Origin of the sequence: Pseudomonas sp. SW-3 (genome assembly GCF_016615645.1) — a bacterium.
GTDB classification, from domain to species: domain Bacteria; phylum Pseudomonadota; class Gammaproteobacteria; order Pseudomonadales; family Pseudomonadaceae; genus Aquipseudomonas; species Aquipseudomonas mandelii.
The window spans coordinates 1465071-1484675 of record NZ_CP067098.1 but is presented as its reverse complement, the minus strand read 5'-3'; the positions used below and the strand labels follow the sequence as shown (position 1 = coordinate 1484675).

19 protein-coding genes are annotated in these 19605 nt (G+C 58.9%); 16 read left to right on the top strand and 3 right to left on the bottom strand.

What is annotated here, in order from left to right:
* On the top strand, positions 1–2196 hold the full coding sequence (locus JIO00_RS06600) for a hypothetical protein (protein WP_077749561.1): 2196 nt from the start codon (positions 1–3) through the stop codon (positions 2194–2196).
* Positions 2197–2494: 298 nt separating this feature from the next.
* On the opposite strand, the gene JIO00_RS06595 is transcribed toward JIO00_RS06600, so the two are convergent.
* Positions 2495–2800: a DUF2288 domain-containing protein gene (locus JIO00_RS06595; RefSeq protein ID WP_010462574.1), complete on the bottom strand. Its 306-nt coding sequence runs from the start codon at positions 2798–2800 to the stop codon at positions 2495–2497.
* Between the two features lie 350 nt (positions 2801–3150).
* On the opposite strand from JIO00_RS06595, the gene JIO00_RS06590 reads away from it, so the two are divergent.
* The 9 genes from JIO00_RS06590 to JIO00_RS06550 all read left to right on the top strand — a co-directional run bounded on the left by JIO00_RS06590 (position 3151) and on the right by JIO00_RS06550 (position 10891).
* Positions 3151–4278 carry a branched-chain amino acid ABC transporter substrate-binding protein gene (locus tag JIO00_RS06590; RefSeq protein ID WP_010462576.1) on the top strand — a complete coding sequence of 376 codons (1128 nt, stop codon included), beginning with the start codon at positions 3151–3153 and terminating at the stop codon, positions 4276–4278.
* A 232-nt stretch (positions 4279–4510) separates the two neighbouring features.
* Positions 4511–5434: a high-affinity branched-chain amino acid ABC transporter permease LivH gene (gene livH, locus JIO00_RS06585; protein ID WP_010462578.1), complete on the top strand. Its 924-nt coding sequence runs from the start codon at positions 4511–4513 to the stop codon at positions 5432–5434.
* Positions 5431–6687: a high-affinity branched-chain amino acid ABC transporter permease LivM gene (locus JIO00_RS06580; RefSeq protein ID WP_010462580.1), complete on the top strand. Its 1257-nt coding sequence runs from the start codon at positions 5431–5433 to the stop codon at positions 6685–6687. The genes livH and JIO00_RS06580 overlap by 4 nt, the downstream gene beginning before the upstream one ends.
* Positions 6684–7451, top strand: a complete 768-nt coding sequence (livG, locus tag JIO00_RS06575) for a high-affinity branched-chain amino acid ABC transporter ATP-binding protein LivG (protein WP_010462581.1) — start codon at positions 6684–6686, stop codon at positions 7449–7451. The genes JIO00_RS06580 and livG overlap by 4 nt, the downstream gene beginning before the upstream one ends.
* A complete protein-coding gene (locus JIO00_RS06570) occupies positions 7452–8153 on the top strand; it encodes an ABC transporter ATP-binding protein (protein WP_010462583.1) in 702 nt (233 codons plus the stop codon). It abuts the gene before it with no gap.
* Positions 8154–8452: 299 nt separating this feature from the next.
* Positions 8453–8761 (top strand): BufA1 family periplasmic bufferin-type metallophore, encoded by a 309-nt coding sequence (locus JIO00_RS06565; protein WP_010462585.1) that lies wholly within the window; start codon positions 8453–8455, stop codon positions 8759–8761.
* A gap of 26 nt (positions 8762–8787) precedes the next feature.
* Positions 8788–9642 (top strand): MNIO family bufferin maturase, encoded by an 855-nt coding sequence (gene bufB / locus JIO00_RS06560; protein WP_200667838.1) that lies wholly within the window; start codon positions 8788–8790, stop codon positions 9640–9642.
* Positions 9639–10400, top strand: a complete 762-nt coding sequence (locus JIO00_RS06555; RefSeq protein ID WP_200667836.1) for an HvfC/BufC N-terminal domain-containing protein — start codon at positions 9639–9641, stop codon at positions 10398–10400. Before bufB ends, JIO00_RS06555 begins: the two co-directional genes overlap by 4 nt.
* Positions 10397–10891: a DoxX family protein gene (locus tag JIO00_RS06550; RefSeq protein ID WP_010462590.1), complete on the top strand. Its 495-nt coding sequence runs from the start codon at positions 10397–10399 to the stop codon at positions 10889–10891. The genes JIO00_RS06555 and JIO00_RS06550 overlap by 4 nt, the downstream gene beginning before the upstream one ends.
* A 120-nt stretch (positions 10892–11011) precedes the next feature.
* Here the strand turns inward: JIO00_RS06550 and JIO00_RS06545 are convergent, their stop codons facing one another.
* Complete coding sequence (locus JIO00_RS06545; protein ID WP_010462593.1) at positions 11012–11926, bottom strand: LysR family transcriptional regulator; 915 nt, start codon at positions 11924–11926, stop codon at positions 11012–11014.
* 105 nt (positions 11927–12031) lie between these two features.
* On the opposite strand from JIO00_RS06545, the gene JIO00_RS06540 reads away from it, so the two are divergent.
* From JIO00_RS06540 to JIO00_RS06530, 3 genes are all read left to right on the top strand, one after another.
* Positions 12032–12631, top strand: coding sequence for a short chain dehydrogenase (locus tag JIO00_RS06540; protein ID WP_200667834.1), 600 nt, complete (start codon positions 12032–12034; stop codon positions 12629–12631).
* 181 nt (positions 12632–12812) lie between these two features.
* Entirely contained in the window at positions 12813–13466 is a 654-nt protein-coding gene (locus JIO00_RS06535) for a COG3650 family protein (protein ID WP_010462597.1), read from the top strand.
* Between the two features lie 94 nt (positions 13467–13560).
* Entirely contained in the window at positions 13561–15174 is a 1614-nt protein-coding gene (locus JIO00_RS06530; protein WP_200667832.1) for an NAD(P)/FAD-dependent oxidoreductase, read from the top strand.
* Between the two features lie 117 nt (positions 15175–15291).
* Here the strand turns inward: JIO00_RS06530 and JIO00_RS06525 are convergent, their stop codons facing one another.
* Positions 15292–16389 (bottom strand): PLP-dependent cysteine synthase family protein, encoded by a 1098-nt coding sequence (locus tag JIO00_RS06525; protein WP_200668611.1) that lies wholly within the window; start codon positions 16387–16389, stop codon positions 15292–15294.
* Between the two features lie 237 nt (positions 16390–16626).
* Between JIO00_RS06525 and nhaA the strand changes: the two genes are divergently transcribed.
* The 3 genes from nhaA to JIO00_RS06510 all read left to right on the top strand — a co-directional run bounded on the left by nhaA (position 16627) and on the right by JIO00_RS06510 (position 19420).
* Positions 16627–17814, top strand: a complete 1188-nt coding sequence (gene nhaA / locus JIO00_RS06520) for a Na+/H+ antiporter NhaA (RefSeq protein ID WP_200667830.1) — start codon at positions 16627–16629, stop codon at positions 17812–17814.
* 120 nt (positions 17815–17934) lie between these two features.
* Positions 17935–19158: a colicin E3/pyocin S6 family cytotoxin gene (locus JIO00_RS06515; RefSeq protein ID WP_200667828.1), complete on the top strand. Its 1224-nt coding sequence runs from the start codon at positions 17935–17937 to the stop codon at positions 19156–19158.
* Positions 19159–19165: 7 nt separating this feature from the next.
* A complete protein-coding gene (locus JIO00_RS06510; protein ID WP_083374882.1) occupies positions 19166–19420 on the top strand; it encodes a colicin E3-like toxin immunity protein in 255 nt (84 codons plus the stop codon).
* Positions 19421–19605 lie beyond the last annotated feature (185 nt).

The following is a 19605-nucleotide window of genomic DNA, read 5'->3' as shown; positions in this document are numbered from 1 at the left end:
ATGACCTCTAAAAATAATCCGGCCACTACGGTTTCCGACCTGACACTGAGCCCCGCGGCGAACAGCCCCTCATCGTCGAAGCCATTGATCCCGTCACGTCCTCTGGCCAGTCAGCAATACCTGTATTTCACCGAAACCAACACCGACCGCATCCTCGATAACCTCGATGGCCTGCGCGACATGGTGTTCCCGCGCCCACCGCACCTGGAAGGCGACAACGAACAGCACAGCGATCAGGAATTCCCGTCGGTGTGCCTGATCGGCCTGGGACGTTGCGGATCGAACATTGCGCTGGACGTCGCGGAGCTGGTGTACAACGCCCGCAAGTTCTACCTCAACGAATTCAACAACGAAGACCGCCTGTCGCCGGACAAACGCTACGCCGAAAAGGGCTACAGCCCGGCGCAGTGGATTCGCAACAACCTGCGCCTGGGGCCGAACAAGGCCACCAAACCGGTGTTCCTGGTCGAGCCGCTGGTGATGCTCGGCGACCTGGACAAAGACATCGCCGGTCGCATCCGTTTCTCGCGCAAGGGCGAAAAGAGTGGCTTCCTGCGCGACTACAGCAAAATGAAGATCATGGACTTGTCGGAAGTCCACGCCGGTGGCGCCGGTAACGCGCCGATCCTCGGTCAGTACCTGGCCAAGATCATCCTGAACAAGGACACCCAGCGTTTCTCCAGCCCGGACTGGAAAATGATTCACTCGTACCTGATCGACAGCTGTGGGATCAAGGCCAACCAGTCGCGCCTGTATTTCTCGATCTTCAGTGCCGGCGGCGGTACCGGTTCGGGCATGGCCTCGGAATTCGGCCTGGCCCAGCAACACTCGTACATGAACAAGACGTTCGACACCAAGCCGATGGATGAGCACGACGGCAAGAGCGGTCACTCCTTCGTCTTCGAGCCGATCTTCACCAGCGGCATCTGCGTGCTGCCGAACATTTCCGATCACCGCAGCGAAATGTCCGAGGCGCTGCACATCAACGCCGGTCGCCTGCTGTGCAAATACCTGTCGGAAGAGTGGGACTTCTCCTATAACTTCGCCAACGAAGACAGCAGCGAAGCCAGCGTCATGGGCCGTATCCGCCCATGGAACGCCATGATGCTGATCTCCAACGACATCATGCGGTATGCCGAAGAAAGCGATGACGGCAACATTCAGAACATCGACGTCAACGCGATGGAAAAGCACGCCAACCAATACATCTCGCAGCAGATTTTCAACATTCTGACGGCGCAGGCGGTCACGACTGACTACGACCAGAACTATTTCCGTCGCGCCGGCATCGACATCGGCGAAACCATTCGCCTCGACGCCAACGACCTGTTCATGAGCCTGGCCGGCCCGGTGGCGATTGCCTACGCCGAGTCCGTGGTGCCGGAAACCCCGCCGCCGAGCAGCGACAAGTTCAAGGTGTTCGAGAAAGAGCCACAGCGTCTGAACATCGACGACCTGTTCTTCCGTTCCATCGACCTGCCGCACTTCAACAAAGTGACCCAGGCGATCGAAGGCATCAGCCTGTTGCCGATCGAGTCCAAGCGCTATCGGGCCTCGCTGGAGCAGTACAAGAATTCCGGTTACGACGCGGCCGCGTTGCACGACCTGCACTTCTTCAAGAACTGCTCGTCGGTGGTGTCGATTGTCTCGCTGCCGAAAGACTACAAGCTGTCCTACATGGACTTGAACCGGTTGAAGACCCACCTCAACAGCCTGTTCCCCAACACTACGCTCAAGCGTTATGCCCTGGTGATCGGCGCTTCGGCCAACTTGTCGCTGACCACCCTGATCGCCAAGAGCCCGTGCCTGTCGGACGATTTCCTGACGCTGATCGTGGCCTTCATCAAGCGCTGCTTCGCGAAGAACCCGTACCGCTTCGACGACACCCTGGATAACTCGATCCTCGACTTCATCATCAATGAAGACTTCGACGAAGACCTGATCGACGATCTGCTGAACGAGTTCGAGAACCCGGCGAAGATCCTCGACACCAACTGGTACGCGATCAAACCGATGTACGAGAAGAAGTACCGCGAGCTGATCAACGACAAGGACAAATTCGTCTCGATCAACGACATTCGCCTGTCGCGCGACTGCGTGAAGAAGGCGATCAAGTACCTGCGTGAGATCTACCGTCACCGGATTGGCAAGACCAAGGTTATTTCGCTGAATAACCATACCGGTAAAACCTTCTAAAACCGCGTCGCGCCCAATCGCGAGCAGGCTCGCTCCCACAAGGACCGCATTTCTTCTGAAGAAACGCGATTAAATGTGGGAGCGAGCCTGCTCGCGATGGCGGCATCGGATTCACCGAAAAACCCAACATCCAGAAACAATTAAGCAGCCCGAAGGCTGCTCAATAAACTGTTCCCGTTACGTTTACGTCACCCTCGCCAAGACCCTTCTGTGGCCTTTCTCTACGGCAACATGCCATCACGCTACTCACCTACACACTTTTGGTCGCCCGCCAGGCGCACCAATAAAGTGCGGACAGTCAGCTCGTCGCCCTTTCCTGGATCAGAATCCACGGTGAAACCACCACAGCCCACAGCTGCGGGTCGCGTTCAAAAAGATCCAGCGCCCGCGTTTCAGACAGCTTGGCGACCTTGTCGGCAGCCAGCCAGGCAGCCACTTTCTCACCTTCATCCGTCGCAACAGCTTGGGCAGCAGCGATCAAATCCAGGCCGGGATCGACCCACAATAGGGCACCCTTGGCAAAGAAGGGCTCCAACTCTTTCCACGTAATAGATGCGGTTTCACCAAGCAGCTTGGCATAGAGGGTGCTAGGTTCTTCATTCATGGGCACTGTCCGGAAAAGAAATCGACGCGAATGATAACGTCGGTGGTCTGGCAGAAAAACCCGGATGCAATTGAGTCACCGAAAGAAAAGAGCAGGAAAGCCAGGGAATGCTGCTGAATCAAGCAATTAGCCAGCTAACATCCCGCCGCTATTCTGTCTTTTTCTTTCAATTAAGCGACACCCTCAGGTTTTGCCCCCCGGCGCCAGCTTCCCAGGCTAACAATTGGCGCTCTACACTGTACCGGTACAGTTGTCGGGGGCATTTTCCGGAGGATATCGAAGATATCTGACCCGGTTCTGCTGCTACGGCGCCAGGACTATAAAAACTACAACAGTAAGAGTGGAGCACTATGACTAAGGCTACTAAGCAGATTTCCAAACTGTTTGCCGCTATGGTTCTGGCCGGGGTTGCCAGCCATTCGTTCGCAGCTGACACCATCAAGATCGGCATCGCCGGCCCTAAAACCGGCCCTGTAGCCCAATACGGCGACATGCAGTTCAGTGGCGCCAAAATGGCCATCGAACAGATCAACGCCAAAGGCGGCGTAGACGGCAAGAAACTCGAAGCCGTTGAATACGATGACGCCTGTGATCCAAAACAAGCGGTAGCGGTCGCGAACAAAGTCGTCAACGACGGCGTCAAGTTCGTGGTCGGTCACCTGTGCTCCAGCTCCACCCAACCGGCTTCGGACATTTACGAAGACGAAGGCGTGATCATGATCACCCCGGCTGCCACCAGCCCGGACATCACCGCCCGTGGTTACAAAATGGTGTTCCGCACCATCGGTCTGGACAGCGCCCAAGGCCCTGCCGCCGGTAACTACATCGCCGACTTCGTAAAACCGAAGATCGTTGCTGTCCTGCACGACAAACAGCAATACGGTGAAGGCATCGCCACCGCCGTTAAACAAACCCTCGAGAAAAAAGGCACCAAGGTTGCCGTGTTCGAAGGCATCAACGCCGGCGACAAGGACTTCTCGTCGATCATCCAGAAACTCAAGCAAGCCAACGTCGACTTCGTTTACTACGGTGGCTACCACCCTGAGCTGGGTCTGATCCTGCGCCAGGCGGATGAAAAAGGCCTGAAAGCCAAGTTCATGGGTCCGGAAGGCGTGGGTAACGACTCGATCTCGCAGATCGCTCAGAAAGCTTCGGAAGGTCTGCTGGTGACGCTGCCGAAATCCTTCGACCAGGATCCGGCCAACATCGCCCTGGCTGATGCGTTCAAAGCGAAGAAAGAAGACCCGAGCGGTCCGTTCGTGTTCCCGGCCTACTCGGCTGTGGAAGTGATTGCCGAAGGCATCAAGGCCGCCAAGTCCGAAGACACTGCCAAAGTGGCTGCTGCCATCCACGCAGGCACCTTCAAGACGCCTACCGGCGACCTGAGCTTCGACGACAAGGGCGACCTGAAAGACTTCAAATTTGTGGTTTACGAGTGGCACTTCGGCAAACCAAAAACTGAAGCCAAGCCTCAGTAAGGCGTTGCCTGACTGACTGCCAATAAAGCCCACGGCGTGCCGTGGGCTTTGTTTTACGAATGTATTGGGCCGCGCTGGCGTGATCCGCCAGTCTCCCCACCTGAAAATCTCAAAACCGTCATCAGCGGTTCGCTGGCAAACCTCGCGTTCGAAGTGGATGCAGATCCACGGGGCTCGAGCGGGAAAATGACTCCACCAGTGAAATGCGTATCAGGTTTTTAGGAGCGCTGTAATGCCTGACATCTATCACTTCCTCCAACAGCTGGTTAATGGCCTGACCATTGGCAGTACGTATGCTCTGATCGCCATCGGCTATACGATGGTTTACGGCATCATTGGAATGATCAACTTCGCCCACGGCGAGGTGTACATGATCGGCTCCTACGTGGCGTTCATCGCCATCGCCGGGTTGGCCATGCTGGGACTCGACAGCGTTCCGCTGTTGATTACCGCTGCTTTCATCGCGACCATCGTCGTGACCAGTGCCTACGGTTACAGCATCGAACGCGTCGCCTACCGCCCTTTGCGCGGCAGCAACCGTCTGATCCCGCTGATTTCCGCCATCGGCATGTCGATCTTCCTGCAGAACACGGTTCTGTTGGCGCAAGACTCCAAGGACAAATCCATAGCCAACCTGATCCCCGGCAGCTTCACCTTCGGGCCAGGTGGCGCACATGAAGTGCTGATTTCCTACATGCAAATCGTGGTATTCGTGGTGACCTTCGTCGCCATGCTCGGCTTGACAATGTTCATCTCCCGCTCTCGTCTCGGACGTGCCTGCCGCGCCTGTGCCGAAGACATCAAGATGGCCAACTTGCTGGGCATCAATACCAACAACATCATCGCCCTGACCTTCGTCATCGGTGCCGCATTGGCGGCCATCGCGGCCGTCTTGTTGAGCATGCAATACGGTGTGATCAACCCGAACGCCGGGTTCCTCGTTGGACTCAAGGCGTTCACCGCAGCGGTACTGGGCGGTATCGGCAGCATCCCGGGAGCCATGCTCGGCGGGCTGGTATTAGGGGTGGCGGAAGCCTTTGGTGCCGATATCTTCGGCGACCAGTACAAGGACGTCGTGGCTTTCGGCTTGTTGGTTCTGGTTCTGTTGTTCCGGCCGACCGGCATCCTTGGCCGTCCGGAGGTTGAAAAAGTATGACTAGGAATCTTAAACAGGCACTGTTCAGTGCTTTGCTGGTGTGGGCCGTGGCCTACCCGGTACTGGGTCTGAAACTGACCATCGTCGGCATCCACCTCGAAGTGCACGGCACCAGCAGCGCCACACTGATCACTATCGCGGTGTGCTCGGTGCTGATGTTCCTGCGGGTGCTGTTCGATCAACAGATCAGCTCGGCCTGGCGCTCGTCGCCAAACATGCCGCTGATTCCGGCCAAGGCCAGTAACTTCCTGACCCTGCCGACCACCCAACGCTGGATCATCATTGCGCTGATCGCCGGTGCCCTGGTCTGGCCGTTCTTCGGCTCTCGTGGTGCGGTGGATATCGCCACGCTGGTGCTGATCTACGTGATGCTCGGCCTCGGCCTGAACATCGTGGTCGGCCTGGCCGGCCTGCTCGACCTGGGTTACGTCGGCTTCTATGCCGTCGGGGCGTACAGCTATGCATTGCTGTCGCACTATCTGGGTCTGGGCTTCTGGATCTGTCTGCCGATCGCCGGCCTGATGGCGGCCACTTTCGGTTTCCTGCTCGGCTTCCCGGTACTGCGTCTGCGCGGCGACTACCTGGCGATCGTGACCCTGGGCTTTGGTGAAATCATCCGTCTGTTCCTGCGTAACCTCACCGATATCACTGGTGGCCCGAACGGCATCAGCAACATCGAGAAGCCGACGTTCTTCGGACTCACCTTCGAGCGCAAAGCGGCAGAGGGCATGCAGACGTTCCACGAGTACTTCGGCCTGGCCTATAACTCGATCAACAAGGTGATTTTCCTGTACCTGGTTGCACTGTTGCTGGCCCTGGCTGCGCTGTTCGTGATCAACCGTTTGCTGCGCATGCCGATCGGCCGTGCGTGGGAAGCGTTGCGTGAAGACGAGATCGCCTGCCGTGCGCTGGGTCTGAATCCTACGGTCATCAAGCTTTCCGCCTTCACCCTGGGCGCCGCCTTCGCAGGTTTCGCCGGCAGTTTCTTCGCTGCCCGTCAGGGCCTGGTGACACCGGAGTCGTTCACCTTCATCGAGTCGGCGATCATCCTCGCCATCGTCGTATTGGGTGGCATGGGCTCGCAGTTGGGTGTGATCCTGGCCGCCGTGGTGATGATCCTGCTGCCGGAAATGATGCGTGAGTTCAGTGAGTACCGCATGTTGATGTTCGGCGCCTTGATGGTGCTGATGATGATCTGGCGTCCTCAAGGCCTGCTGCCCATGCAACGTCCTCACATGGAGCTGCGCAAATGAGCCGCGAGATCCTTAAAGTCGAAAATCTGAGCATGCGCTTCGGCGGCTTGCTGGCGGTCAACGGCGTGGCCCTGACCGTGAAAGAAAAACAGGTGGTTGCACTGATCGGCCCTAACGGCGCCGGCAAAACCACGGTGTTCAACTGCCTGACCGGTTTCTACAAGCCGAGTGGTGGCAGCATCCTGCTGGACGGCGAGCCGATCGAAGGCCTGCCGGGCCACAAGATCGCCCTCAAAGGCGTGGTGCGCACCTTCCAGAACGTGCGGTTGTTCAAGGACATGACCGCGGTCGAGAACCTCTTGATCGCGCAACACCGTCACCTGAACACCAACTTCCTGTCTGGTCTGTTCAAGACCCCGGCATTCCGCAAAAGCGAACGCGAGGCCATGGAGTTTGCCGAGTTCTGGCTGGACAAGGTCAACCTCACGCAGTTCGCCAACCGCCCGGCCGGCACCCTGGCCTACGGTCAGCAACGCCGTCTGGAAATCGCTCGCTGCATGATGACCCGCCCGCGGATCCTCATGCTCGACGAACCGGCCGCCGGCCTGAACCCGAAGGAAACCGAGGACCTCAAGGCGCTGATCAGCATGCTGCGTGAAGAGCACAACGTCACCGTACTGCTGATCGAACACGACATGAAACTGGTCATGAGCATTTCCGACCACATCGTCGTGATCAACCAGGGCACGCCTCTGGCCGACGGCACGCCGGAACAGATCCGCGACAATCCTGAAGTGATCAAAGCCTACCTGGGGGAAGCGTAAATGCTGCAATTTGAAAACGTTTCCACCTTCTACGGCAAGATCCAGGCGCTGCACAGCGTCAACGTCGAAGTCCGCCAGGGCGAGATCGTGACCCTGATCGGCGCCAACGGTGCCGGCAAGTCGACCTTGCTGATGACCCTCTGCGGTTCGCCGCAAGCCCACAGCGGCAGCATCCGCTACATGGGTGAAGAGCTCGTCGGCCAGGACTCGTCGCAGATCATGCGTAAAAGCATTGCGGTCGTGCCGGAAGGTCGTCGAGTGTTCGCCCGCCTGACCGTGGAAGAGAACCTGTCCATGGGCGGATTCTTTACCAGCAAGGGCGATTATCAGGAACAGATGGACAAGGTTCTCGGACTTTTCCCACGCCTGAAAGAACGCTTTGCCCAACGCGGCGGCACCATGTCCGGCGGCGAACAGCAAATGCTCGCCATCGGCCGTGCGCTGATGAGTAAACCCAAACTGCTGCTGCTCGACGAGCCATCGTTGGGCCTGGCACCGATCATCATCCAGCAGATCTTCGACATCATCGAACAGCTGCGCAAGGATGGCGTGACGGTGTTTCTGGTAGAGCAGAACGCCAACCAGGCGCTGAAAATTGCCGACCGTGCCTACGTTCTGGAGAACGGCCGGGTGGTGATGACCGGCACGGGGGAAGCACTGCTGACTGATCCGAAAGTGCGCGAAGCGTATCTCGGCGGCTAAGCAATTGCGGTAAACAAAAACGGCCTTCGGGCCGTTTTTTTGTGCCCGCCATAAACCTTCACGACAATAAAGACCCCCTGTGGGAGCGAACCTGCTCGCGATAGCGGAGTGTCAGTCAACAAAACCGTTGAAGGCGAAACAGCTATCGCGAGCAGGCTCACTCCCACAAGGGGTCGGTGGTGTTTTGAGGTTTTTAAAAAAGTTTTGCACTGGGCTGTAACGCATCGCGATGACCTCTCTCTAGAGGGGTAAGCCAGCACACATGCGGCTTACCAAAACTCAAACAACGGAGAAACATCATGACTGCTACCACCCGCACCCTGTCCGCCACCGCCCTCGTTCTGGCCCTTGGTTCTGCGCTGAGCATGGCCGCTGTCTCCACCGTCCAGGCCGCCGACAACAGCAACATGGAAAAATGCTTCGGCGTGGCCATGAAAGGTCATAACGATTGCGCCGCAGGTGCAGGCACCACCTGCGCCGGTACTGCCAAGATGGACCACCAGGCAAACGCCTGGAAACTCGTTCCGAAAGGCACGTGCGCCACCACCGAAAGCAAAACCTCGCCGACCGGTTTCGGTCAGATGGAAGCCTTCAAAGCCAAAGCCTGATCCGCCTCCCAGCCTGAGTGTCGACCATGAACAATTCACTGTTCGGGCTCCCGCCCCGCGCCGGGCTGGGGCTCAAGACCGGGCACTTGCGTGAAGTGCTCGGTTCAAAGCCGGACATCGGCTTCTTCGAAGTCCACGCCGAAAACTACATGGTGGCCGGCGGCCCTTTTCATCATTACCTGGGGTTGATCCGCGAGCAGTATCCGCTGTCGCTGCATGGCGTTGGCCTGTCCATCGGTGCCGAAGGTCCGCTGGATGTTCAACACCTGCAACGCCTTGCCGAACTGATCGAGCGCTACCAACCCCACTCCTTTTCCGAACACCTGGCCTGGTCCAGCCATGGCCCGGTGTTCCTCAACGACTTGCTGCCACTGGCCTACGACAACGCGACGTTGAACCGCGTCTGCGAACACATCGATCAGGTGCAAACCACACTCAAACGCCCAATGCTGCTGGAGAACCCGGCGACGTACCTGGCGTTCCAACGCTCGACGATCGATGAGGCCGACTTCATCAGCGAAGTCATTCGCCGCACAGGCTGCGGGCTGTTGCTGGACGTGAACAACGTTTACGTGTCGAGCATCAATCATCAACGCGATCCTGTGGCCTACATCGATGCCCTGCCCCTTCATGCCGTCGGCGAGATTCATCTGGCCGGATTTGCCGAAGACACCGACAGCCTCGGTGACCGTCTGTTGATCGACGATCACGGCGCGCCCATCGACAACGCTGTGTGGGCGCTGTACGTGCAAGTGCTGGAGCGTGTCGGGCCAGTAGCAACGCTGATCGAACGCGACAATCAGGTGCCAGCCTTCGGCGTATTACACGCCGAAGCGCGTCAGGCCGATGAGTTGTTGCGATGCGCCGAGGCCCGGTCATGAGCAATCACGCCGATTTCGCCGCCGCCCTGCTTGATCCGGAGCGGCCCTGCCCTGACGGATTATTCAGCGTCAATGGCGCCGATCCGGCCAGCCGTTTCGCGGTGTATCGCAACAATGTGCAGGCCTCGCTGATCAACGCGTTGGCGGACAGTTACCCCGTGATTGTGCAATTGGTCGGCGATGAATTCTTCCGGGCCATGGCCGGTGTTCATGTGCACGGCTCCCCGCCCCGCAGCCCGTTGTTGAATGACTACGGGCATGATTTCGCAGCCTTCATCGAAGGCTTTGCGCCCGCCGCCAGCGTGCCTTATCTGGCCGATGTCGCCCGATTGGAGCGCCTGCGCATCATCGCGTATCACGCGGCCGATGCGCAGCCCCTGGAGCATGAGCAGATCGCCGCAGCACTGGTCGACCCGCAAGCCCTGAGCGAGCTCACCGTCGAACTTCATCCCTCTCTCAACCTGTTGAGTTCTGCCTTCGCGGTGGTGGCGATCTGGGCGGCGCATCAACAGGAAACAACGCTGGCGGGGATTGACCTGAGCCAGGGACAACACGCGCTGGTGTTGCGCAATGGCCTGGACGTTGAAGTATTCGCCATTGATCAAGGTGCCAGCGCGTTCATCCAGAATCTGCAAAACGGCCAGTCACTGGTGCAGGCGCTGGAAGCCGCCCCCGCCTTCGACCTCAGCCAAACCCTGGCGCTGCTGATCAGCCGCAACGCCATCACTCACTTGCATAACAACAAGGTATCGCCATGAACATCCGGACCGAATCACAGAACCCCATCGTTCGCGCCATCGCGTTACTGGAGATGATTCCCCGCAGTCTGATCGCCTTTATCGCGCGCTTCTCGATTGCGGCGGTGTTCTGGAAGTCCGGGCAAACCAAGGTCGAAGGCCTGGCCATCGACCTGTTTGACGGCTCCTTCCAGCTTGGCGTGCCGCATCTGGCGGACTCGACCATCCCGCTGTTCCAGAGCGAGTACCACGTGCCATTGCTGTCCCCGGAACTGGCGGCGCACCTGGCCGCCTTCGCCGAGCATGTCTTCCCGATGCTGATCCTGATCGGCTTAGCCACGCGATTTTCGGCGCTGGCCTTGCTGGGCATGACCCTGACCATTCAACTGTTCGTGTACCCCGACGCCTACCCGACCCATGGCACTTGGGCGGCGGTGTTGCTGTACCTGATGGCGACCGGGCCGGGGAAATTGTCGATCGATCATCTGATCGCCCGCCATTTCGCCCGGTAAACACCTTCCCCTGTGGGAGTGAGCCTGCTCGCGATAGCGCTGTGTCAGTCAACATCAATGCTGAATGTCACACCGCTATCGCGAGCAGGCTCCCCCCTACAAGGGGTTGGATGTGGGCGTCTATTGCTGAAGACGCGCCAATGCCTCGCCGCTGCGTTTAAACCAATCAATCAAGTAGTCCGCCAACACCTGCGTGCGTTTGGGCAGTCCGCCCTGATACGGATGCACCAGGTACATCGGCATGCTCCGCGTCTGATAATCACGCAGGAGCCAGCGCAATCGCCCGTCAGCCAATTCCGTTTGCAGCAGGTAGGAAGGCAACCGCGCAATGCCGGCCCCTGCCAGCGCTGCTTTTTTCAACAGGCTGTAGTGATTGCTGGCAAACGGACCCGACACCCGCACCCGCAGCAACTCGTGCTGCTGGTGATACAGCCATTCTTCGCGACCGCTGTAATGGCTGTTGAGCAGACAGCGATGGTCGGCCAACGCCTGGGGCGTCTGCGGCTCACCGTACTGTTCGAGATAGGCCGGGCTGGCGCAGGTCATTTCGTGCCAGGCCAGCAGAGGACGCGCGACCAAGCGTTGGTCATTGGCCACTTCGGAGCGGATGGCCAGGTCAAAACCGTCTCGGGACAAATCGTGAAAGCTGTTGTTGAGGTCCAACTCGATCTGCACCTCGGGATATTGGCGGGAAAATTCCAGCAACAAGCCATCGAAGAAGGTTTCCCCCAGCGAGACCGGAACCGTCATGCGCACCGGCCCGGCCATGTCGTCCTTCAACCGCGCCAACGCCTGACGCGCCTTTTCGACTTGAACCACCAGCGCCTGGGCTTGAGGCAACAGCGCCGCGCCCGCCGCCGTCAAACTCAAACGGCGGGTGGTGCGTTGCAGCAAGACAACGGAGAACCGTGTTTCCAGCAAGCTGATGCGCTTGGACAACTGCCCCTTGCTGCAGCCCAATTGCTGCGCCGCCAAGGTGAAACTGCCCGCTTCGATCAACACCGCGAACGCCGCCAGATCATCCATCTCGCTCATGGATTGTTTCCATTTGAAAACCAAAGTTTGCCTATTAGCGCGCTTATCAATGGAAAAAACCACTCTAGACTGCAACCTCGTTCAACCACTTCGAGGAACAGCACGATGAAAATTCTTTTGATAGGCGCAGGTGGCACCATCGGTTCAGCGGTCGACAAGGAACTGTCCCAGCGCCATGACATCATCCGCATCGGCCGTCACAGCGGCGACTTCAATGTGGATATCAGCGACAGCGCCTCGATCCGCAAACTGTTCGAGCAAACCGGTAAATTCGATGCGCTGGTCTGCGCTGCCGGCAACGTGACCTTTGCACCGCTGGATGAAATGAGCGAAGAAAGCTTTGCGCTGGGCTTGAAAGACAAGCTGATGGGCCAGGTTAACCTGCTGCTGATCGGCCGTGAATTCGCCAATGACGGCGCCTCGTTCACCTTGACCACTGGCGTGCTCAGCCACGACCCGATTCGCAGCGGCGCCTCGGCGGCGTTGGTCAACGGTGCGCTCGACAGCTTCGTGCGTGCGGCGGCCATCGAACTGCCCCGCGGCTTGCGGGTGAACTCGATCAGCCCGACCGTTCTGCTCGAAGCCATGGGCAGTTACGCGCCGTACTTCCGGGGCTACAAGCCGGTTCCCGCAGCGGATGTGGCATTGGCCTACGCCAAAAGCGTAGAGGGCCTACAGACCGGCCAGACCTTTCACGTCGGCTGACACACCACCCTCACTGTAGGAGCGAAGCTTGCTCGCGAAAGCGTTCTGTCATTCATGACGATGCTGGATGCACTGGCCCCTTCGCGAGCAAGCTTCGCTCCTACAGGAGATCGAACATCGCTGGGGTTGTGATGAACGGTCAGGCTGCGTAACGTGGCGGCACTTGTCTGGAGAGCCAAAGATGCGTGTTGCCCGTTCCTTAGTCCTTGTCGCCCTGCTTCCGCTGTTTGCCGCCTGCCAATTGTTTGATGGCCCGCGTGAAAGCGCCTCCCACGTGGGCCAGACCCGCCTGCAGGGCCAGTTAACGGCAGCGGACGGCAAGTTGCTGTTCCAGCCGTGCAATGAACAGCGCAGTTATGTGGTCAATGACAGCGGTGGCACCAGCGTCTTGCAAGAGGCCGCGGCCCTCGCCGATGCCCAGGGCAAGCTGTTCGCCGACGTGCGTGGGCAAATCGTCGACAGTCGCCTTGATCTTGAACAGCTGTACCGCGTCGAACGCTCAGGCGCCGCCTGCGACGATCCCAATTTCAAATTGCTGATCCTGCGCGCCGCCGGCCACTCGCCGGAATGGAACGTCAAGGTCAGCGGCAAAGGCATGGTTATCGACCGTGCCGGCCAGCCGCCCCTGGCCGTGCCCTATGTTGAAGAACAGCTGGGCGATGGCCGTTTCAATCTCAGCACCGAAGCCAATAACCAGCACATCGAACTGTGGGTCGCGCCGCAACGTTGCGTCGACAGCACCACCGGCAGCGTCCAGCACATGAGCGCCGAGCTGCGCATCGATGGTCAGGTGCAACGCGGTTGCGGGTATTTCGGCGGCTCGCGTAACGACTGATCGTTTTTGCCTCACGGGACCGGCGTTTGGGGCTTATAATCGCCGCCTTCAAACGCCTTGGCGCAGTTGTGCGCCCCGCGAACCGGATCCCGTCATGTTACGAATCACCGAACTCAAGTTGCCGATCCACCATCCCGATGAAGACCTGCGCCCTGCCATCGTGCAGCGCCTGGGCATCGCCAGCGATGACCTGCTCGATTTCACCTTGTTCAAGCGCAGCTACGATGCGCGCAAAAAGTCCTCTGAACTGTGCTTCATCTACACCATCGACCTCACCGCCAGGGATGAGGCCGCGTTGCTGCACAAGTTCGCCGATGACCGTAACGTCAACGTGGCACCGGATGTCAGCTACAAAGTGGTCGGCCAGGCGCCTGCGGATCTTGAACAACGTCCTGTCGTCGTGGGTTTTGGTCCGTGCGGGATTTTCGCCGGGCTGCTGCTGGCGCAAATGGGCTTCAAGCCGATCATCCTCGAACGCGGCACCGAAGTGCGTCAGCGCACCAAAGACACCTGGGGCCTGTGGCGCAAAAGCGTACTCAACCCTGAATCCAACGTGCAGTTTGGCGAGGGCGGCGCGGGGACATTCTCCGACGGCAAGCTCTATAGCCAGATCAAGGACCCGAAATTCATCGGTCGCAAAGTCCTGCACGAGTTCGTCAAGGCCGGCGCCCCGGAAGAAATCCTCTACGTCAGCAAACCGCACATCGGTACGTTCCGACTGACCGGCGTCGTGGAAAACATGCGCGAGCAGATTCGCGCGCTGGGCGGCGAAGTGCGCTTCCAGCAGCGGGTCACCGACGTGTTGATCGAGGACGGCCAACTGGTCGGCGTCGAGCTCAATGGTGGCGAACAGATTCATTCGAAACACGTGATTCTTGCCTTGGGCCACAGCGCCCGGGACACCTTCCGCATGCTTCACAGCCGTGGCGTGTTCATGGAAGCCAAGCCGTTCTCGGTGGGCTTCCGCATCGAGCACCCGCAGTCGCTGATCGACCGCGCACGCCTGGGCAAGTACGCCGGCCACCCGAAACTCGGGGCGGCCGACTACAAACTGGTGCACCACGCCAAGAACGGTCGCTCGGTGTACAGCTTCTGCATGTGTCCGGGCGGCACCGTGGTAGCGGCGACATCCGAGCCGGGCCGCGTGGTCACTAACGGCATGAGCCAATACTCGCGTAACGAGCGTAACGCCAACTCCGGGATCGTCGTCGGGATCACCCCGGAAGTCGATTACCCGGGCGGCCCGCTGGCGGGTATCGAGTTGCAGGAACGCCTGGAATCCCACGCTTACGTGTTGGGCGGCAGCAACTACGAAGCCCCGGCGCAGTTGGTCGGTGACTTCATCGCCGGCAAGCCGTCCACCGAGTTGGGCAGCGTAGAACCGTCCTATAAACCAGGTGTTGCCTTGGGTGATCTGGCGCTGGCTCTGCCTGCGTTTGCCATTGAAGCCATTCGTGAAGCTCTGCCGGCGTTCGAAAAGCAGATTCGCGGTTACTCGCTGCATGACGCGGTGTTGACCGGGATCGAGACGCGCACCTCGTCGCCGCTGCGCATTACCCGCAACGAGTCGATGCAGAGCCTGAACGTGAAAGGTCTGTTCCCGGCGGGTGAAGGCGCGGGTTATGCGGGCGGGATTCTGTCGGCGGGTGTCGACGGGATTCGGATCGCCGAAGCCGTGGCCCGCGACATCCTCGGCCTGGAAGCCTGAAGCAACACCCCACTTGTCGGAGCGAGACTTGCCCGCGAAGAACGATAATGCGGTCTTTTAGGAAGACCGCGTCAACTTCTTCGCGGGCAAGCCTCGCTCCTACAGGGGGGGTTGGTATCAGATATTCGCGCGTAAAACGTTGGCGGGAAGCGGTTCACCGCGCTCGACACTCCCCGCCACAACCTCCATCAACCCACTCAACTCATACCCTTGGGCCTTGAGCCAATCCTGGTCGTAATAGCTGGTCTCATACCGCTCGCCGCCGTCGCACAGAATCGCCACGATCGACCCCGACTCCCCCGCCGCTGCCATCTGCCCGGCCGCCATCAAGGCACCGATCAGGTTGGTCCCGCTCGACCCGCCGACACGCCGTCCCAAATGTTGCGCCAGGTAATGCATGGCTGCCAGCGACAACGCGTCCGGCACCTTGACCATCGCATCGATCACCTTGGGCAGAAACGACGCCTCGACCCGTGGCCGGCCAATGCCTTCAATCCGAGAACCGTGGTCCAGTCGCAGGCTGGCATCCCCCGTCTTGTAGAAGTCGAAGAACACCGAACGCTCGGCATCGGCGCACAACACGCGGGTGCAATGCTGGCGATAACGCACGTATCGACCCAGCGTCGCGGTGGTGCCGCCGGTGCCGGGGCTGGAAATCAGCCAGCTCGGCTCCGGGTACCGTTCAAAACGCATTTGCTGGAAGATCGACTCGGCGATGTTGTTGTTCGCCCGCCAGTCAGTGGCGCGTTCGGCATAGGTGAACTGGTCGATGAAATGCCCGTCATGTTCGCGGGCCAGGCGCTCGGACTCGGCGTAAATCTGCGTCGGATCGTCGACCAGATGACTCTTGCCGCCGTAGAACGCGATCTGCGCGATCTTCTCTTTGGACGTGGTCGCCGGCATCACCGCAATGAACGGCAAGCCCAGCAACCTGGCGAAGTAAGCCTCGGAAATCGCCGTCGAACCGCTGGACGCTTCAATCACCGGCGCGCCGGGTTTGAGCCAGCCGTTGCACAAGGCATAGAGGAACAACGAGCGCGCCAGCCGGTGCTTGAGGCTGCCGGTGGGATGGCTGGACTCGTCCTTGAAGTACAGCTCGATGCCCGTAAACCCCGGGAGCGGCAAAGGGATCAGGTGGGTGTCGGCGCTGCGCTGGAAGTCGGCTTCGATGATCCGGATGGCTTCGCGGGCCCACTGTCGGTTGTCGCTCATGATGGTTTTTCTCGTTGAGTCGGCCTTCGTGCAAGGCTCAGCCCATAAGCTTAGGAAAAATCCCACGCCACGCACAGATACAGCTGAGGCCCAATACGTTTGGCAACTGCTAGGCTCATCTCCGTGCCAGCCCCTCGCGTTGTAACGGTATATAACAAAAAAGAATATAAATTTTGTTTTAACAACCAACGGTACGGGTTAGGGTGTGCCACCTTTTTGATTTTTCGATGGAGAGCGACCTTGCCTCTGCGTAGCACTTTCACGCGTTTCTTTCAGTTGGAAGCTGCCAGCGGTCTGTTATTGATCGCCGCGGCAGCCCTGGCTTTGATCATCAACAACTCCCCGTTGTCGTGGCTGTACAGCAGTTTCCTCGACACGCCGGTGGTGGCGCAGATCGGTGCGCTGCAAATCGCCAAACCGGCGCTGCTGTGGATCAACGACGGCCTGATGGCCCTGTTTTTCCTGCTGATCGGCCTGGAAGTGAAGCGCGAAGTCCTCGACGGCCAGCTGTCGAAACCTTCGCAGATCGTCCTGCCCGGCGCGGCAGCGATTGGCGGCATGGTCGTTCCGGCACTCCTCTATTGGTTTCTCAATCGTGACAACCCGGCAGCCCTGAGTGGCTGGGCCATCCCGATGGCCACTGACATCGCCTTCGCCCTCGGCGTTCTCGCCCTGCTAGGCAAGCGCGTGCCGGTGTCGCTGAAACTGTTCCTGATGACCCTCGCGATCATTGACGACCTCGGCGCCATTATTGTCATTGCGATCTTCTACTCCGGCACGCTGTCGACACTTTCGCTGGCATTGGCTGCGTCGTGCATCGTCGCCTTGATTGCGATGAACCGGCTCGGCGTGGTCAAGCTCGGGCCGTACATGATCATCGGTTTGATCCTCTGGGTCTGCGTGCTCAAGAGCGGCGTCCACGCGACGCTGGCCGGTGTGACCCTGGCGTTCTGCATTCCCTTGCGCACAAAAAATGCCGAACCGTCACCGCTGCTGACCCTCGAACACGCCCTGCATCCCTGGGTGGCCTACGGCATTCTGCCGCTGTTCGCCTTCGCCAACGCCGGCCTGTCGCTCAGCGGCGTGACCATGGAAAGCTTCACTCACCACGTGCCGATGGGCATTGCGGTGGGCCTGCTGCTGGGCAAAACCGTCGGTGTGTTCGGCCTGACCTGGCTGGCCGTGAAAATCGGCATCGCCGCCCTGCCCCAAGGCGCCAACTGGGGCCAGGTGCTGGGTGTCGCGATCCTCTGTGGTATCGGCTTCACCATGAGCCTGTTTGTCGGCTCCCTGGCCTTCGAGCCGGGTGTCAGTGAATACGCCGGAATGGACCGGATGGGTATTTTGACCGGTTCGATTCTGGCGGCATTGATCGGTTACGCGGTGACAGCGGCAGCGAGCCGCAAGCGCACCGCACTGCTATCCTGAGCGAAAGAGAACCCTCTTAACGACAATCAGGATTCGTCCTACAGCCACGTTTGACCTCGTTCGTTAACGTCGCACAGCCCCTTGTCCGGGGCTGTCGATGTGCGAGCGCAAGGAAGATCAATGGCTGGAAACAAGGATATCCCCAGGGTTAAAAACCCACCGTCCGGCGACGGACACCACGTCACTCACCGTTTCATGACGGCCTCCGAACTGGCCGAGCGGGACGCCCGACAAAACGCTTACGACGCCATGCTCGCCAGGCAAGATGCCTTCGAGTTCAGTCGTGAGATCGCCCCCAAAAGGGACGAATCGGTTCGTGCCGGATGCGTCTTCGCCAAGTCCTGCAAACTGCCGGACGCCATCATCGACTACTCGAATCCTTCGGGCATGGTACCCACCGACTGCCTCAAGGATTACGGGGAGATCGCCTGGCTGGGTGCCCGCGAAGCGGACGATGCCGGGCTGCTGAATCTCGAAACCATCAGCGGCAGTACGCTCTCGCTCGGCATTGGCCGACTCGCCCTGAGTGCTCCGACGCTCGCGGCTCCGGTGGCCGCAATCGGCGCCGCCGGGGCCACCGCACTGGCTACGGTGGTCGCGCTGTTCTGGACGCCAAGCCTGGGCGATAGCGCGCTGTATACCGAAGATCAGTTGCGCACTCTGAAACAGGCCAGGACCCGCGTTCGCTTGCAGGTCGAGCAACAGGCGGATGGCCGTCTCAAGGGTTATGGCTTCTACACCGGCAAGAACCGCGATTGGGAAATGGTCGATGTCGTGCAGTTCACCTTGCGCGGCAGTCAGCAGATGGCGGATCTAGGGGATGGGGTTGAGCTGATCTGGACACCGGCAGTGGAGGGTTCGGACATCCTTGGGATTCCGGCGCTGGAGGCTGCTCCGCAAGCGCCGCATATTTGGGTGTATCCGCCGACGAAAGCGGCTGACGGGATTATTGTGAATCCGGTGTATCCGCCTGATTACAAGGATTTCATTCTTGTGTTTCCGGCGGATTCGGGGGTGAAGCCTGTTTACATCGTGGTTAGTGTTTCAGGACGAAAACTTCCTAACCCCGATCATGACTATCACTCCGCGCCCGAAACAGAAGAAATCACCGGATTTTCAGGCTTGCGCGAAGCGAAGAAGAAAACGCCACGGCAAGGAGGCGGAGGCCTTCGAGAACGTTGGATTGATAACAAAGGCCGAACCATCTATGAATGGGACTCTTTGCATGGAGAGCTAGAAGCCTATCGTGCAAGCGATGGAAGTCATCTTGGCTCGTTCGATCACAAAACTGGTGAGCAAATAGATCCACCCAAAAAAAACCGAAGCATTAAAAAGTATCTGTGAGGACTACATGGGACTGAAAGTCAGATTGGACTGGTACGACAAGGAAACGGAAATAGCGGACGGAAAGGAATACTCCGCCGACCTTGGCGATGACGGTTCAATAATCGCCGCGTTGGGCTTGATGGCGGAAAGCGAGATTTACGATGGTGGATTCGATGTGTTGGTTGCTTGGATTCCAGAGATTCAGCCTCTGTTCAACCATCAAATTGATATTTCCGCTTTTGACTACCAGATTGCGTTTCGATATCGGAAAGAATGGTGAGAGTGCCCAAATCGTTTTTTATCCGATAAATGACTATCCATCAAAAAAGCCATGAAACATCTAATTATGGGAGTTCCGAAAGGAGAAGACTTTCCTTCATTCGAGAAACAGATCCCCATTGCCACCACTGAGCTCAAATTCATCATGGGATGGGCGAATGACGAAGACCCGTTGCATGATTACCG

Coding starts and splice junctions, on each gene's coding strand:
- JIO00_RS06510 (WP_083374882.1), top strand. CDS start 19,166: ATGGGACTGAAAGTCAGATTGGACTGGTACGACAAGGAAACGGAAATA.
- JIO00_RS06550 (WP_010462590.1), top strand. CDS start 10,397: ATGAACATCCGGACCGAATCACAGAACCCCATCGTTCGCGCCATCGCG.
- JIO00_RS06600 (WP_077749561.1), top strand. CDS start 1: ATGACCTCTAAAAATAATCCGGCCACTACGGTTTCCGACCTGACACTG.
- JIO00_RS06555 (WP_200667836.1), top strand. CDS start 9,639: ATGAGCAATCACGCCGATTTCGCCGCCGCCCTGCTTGATCCGGAGCGG.
- JIO00_RS06530 (WP_200667832.1), top strand. CDS start 13,561: ATGTTACGAATCACCGAACTCAAGTTGCCGATCCACCATCCCGATGAA.
- JIO00_RS06535 (WP_010462597.1), top strand. CDS start 12,813: ATGCGTGTTGCCCGTTCCTTAGTCCTTGTCGCCCTGCTTCCGCTGTTT.
- JIO00_RS06540 (WP_200667834.1), top strand. CDS start 12,032: ATGAAAATTCTTTTGATAGGCGCAGGTGGCACCATCGGTTCAGCGGTC.
- livH (WP_010462578.1), top strand. CDS start 4,511: ATGCCTGACATCTATCACTTCCTCCAACAGCTGGTTAATGGCCTGACC.
- bufB (WP_200667838.1), top strand. CDS start 8,788: ATGAACAATTCACTGTTCGGGCTCCCGCCCCGCGCCGGGCTGGGGCTC.
- JIO00_RS06590 (WP_010462576.1), top strand. CDS start 3,151: ATGACTAAGGCTACTAAGCAGATTTCCAAACTGTTTGCCGCTATGGTT.
- JIO00_RS06595 (WP_010462574.1), bottom strand. CDS start 2,800: ATGAATGAAGAACCTAGCACCCTCTATGCCAAGCTGCTTGGTGAAACC.
- JIO00_RS06570 (WP_010462583.1), top strand. CDS start 7,452: ATGCTGCAATTTGAAAACGTTTCCACCTTCTACGGCAAGATCCAGGCG.
- JIO00_RS06545 (WP_010462593.1), bottom strand. CDS start 11,926: ATGAGCGAGATGGATGATCTGGCGGCGTTCGCGGTGTTGATCGAAGCG.
- JIO00_RS06565 (WP_010462585.1), top strand. CDS start 8,453: ATGACTGCTACCACCCGCACCCTGTCCGCCACCGCCCTCGTTCTGGCC.
- livG (WP_010462581.1), top strand. CDS start 6,684: ATGAGCCGCGAGATCCTTAAAGTCGAAAATCTGAGCATGCGCTTCGGC.
- JIO00_RS06580 (WP_010462580.1), top strand. CDS start 5,431: ATGACTAGGAATCTTAAACAGGCACTGTTCAGTGCTTTGCTGGTGTGG.
- JIO00_RS06515 (WP_200667828.1), top strand. CDS start 17,935: ATGGCTGGAAACAAGGATATCCCCAGGGTTAAAAACCCACCGTCCGGC.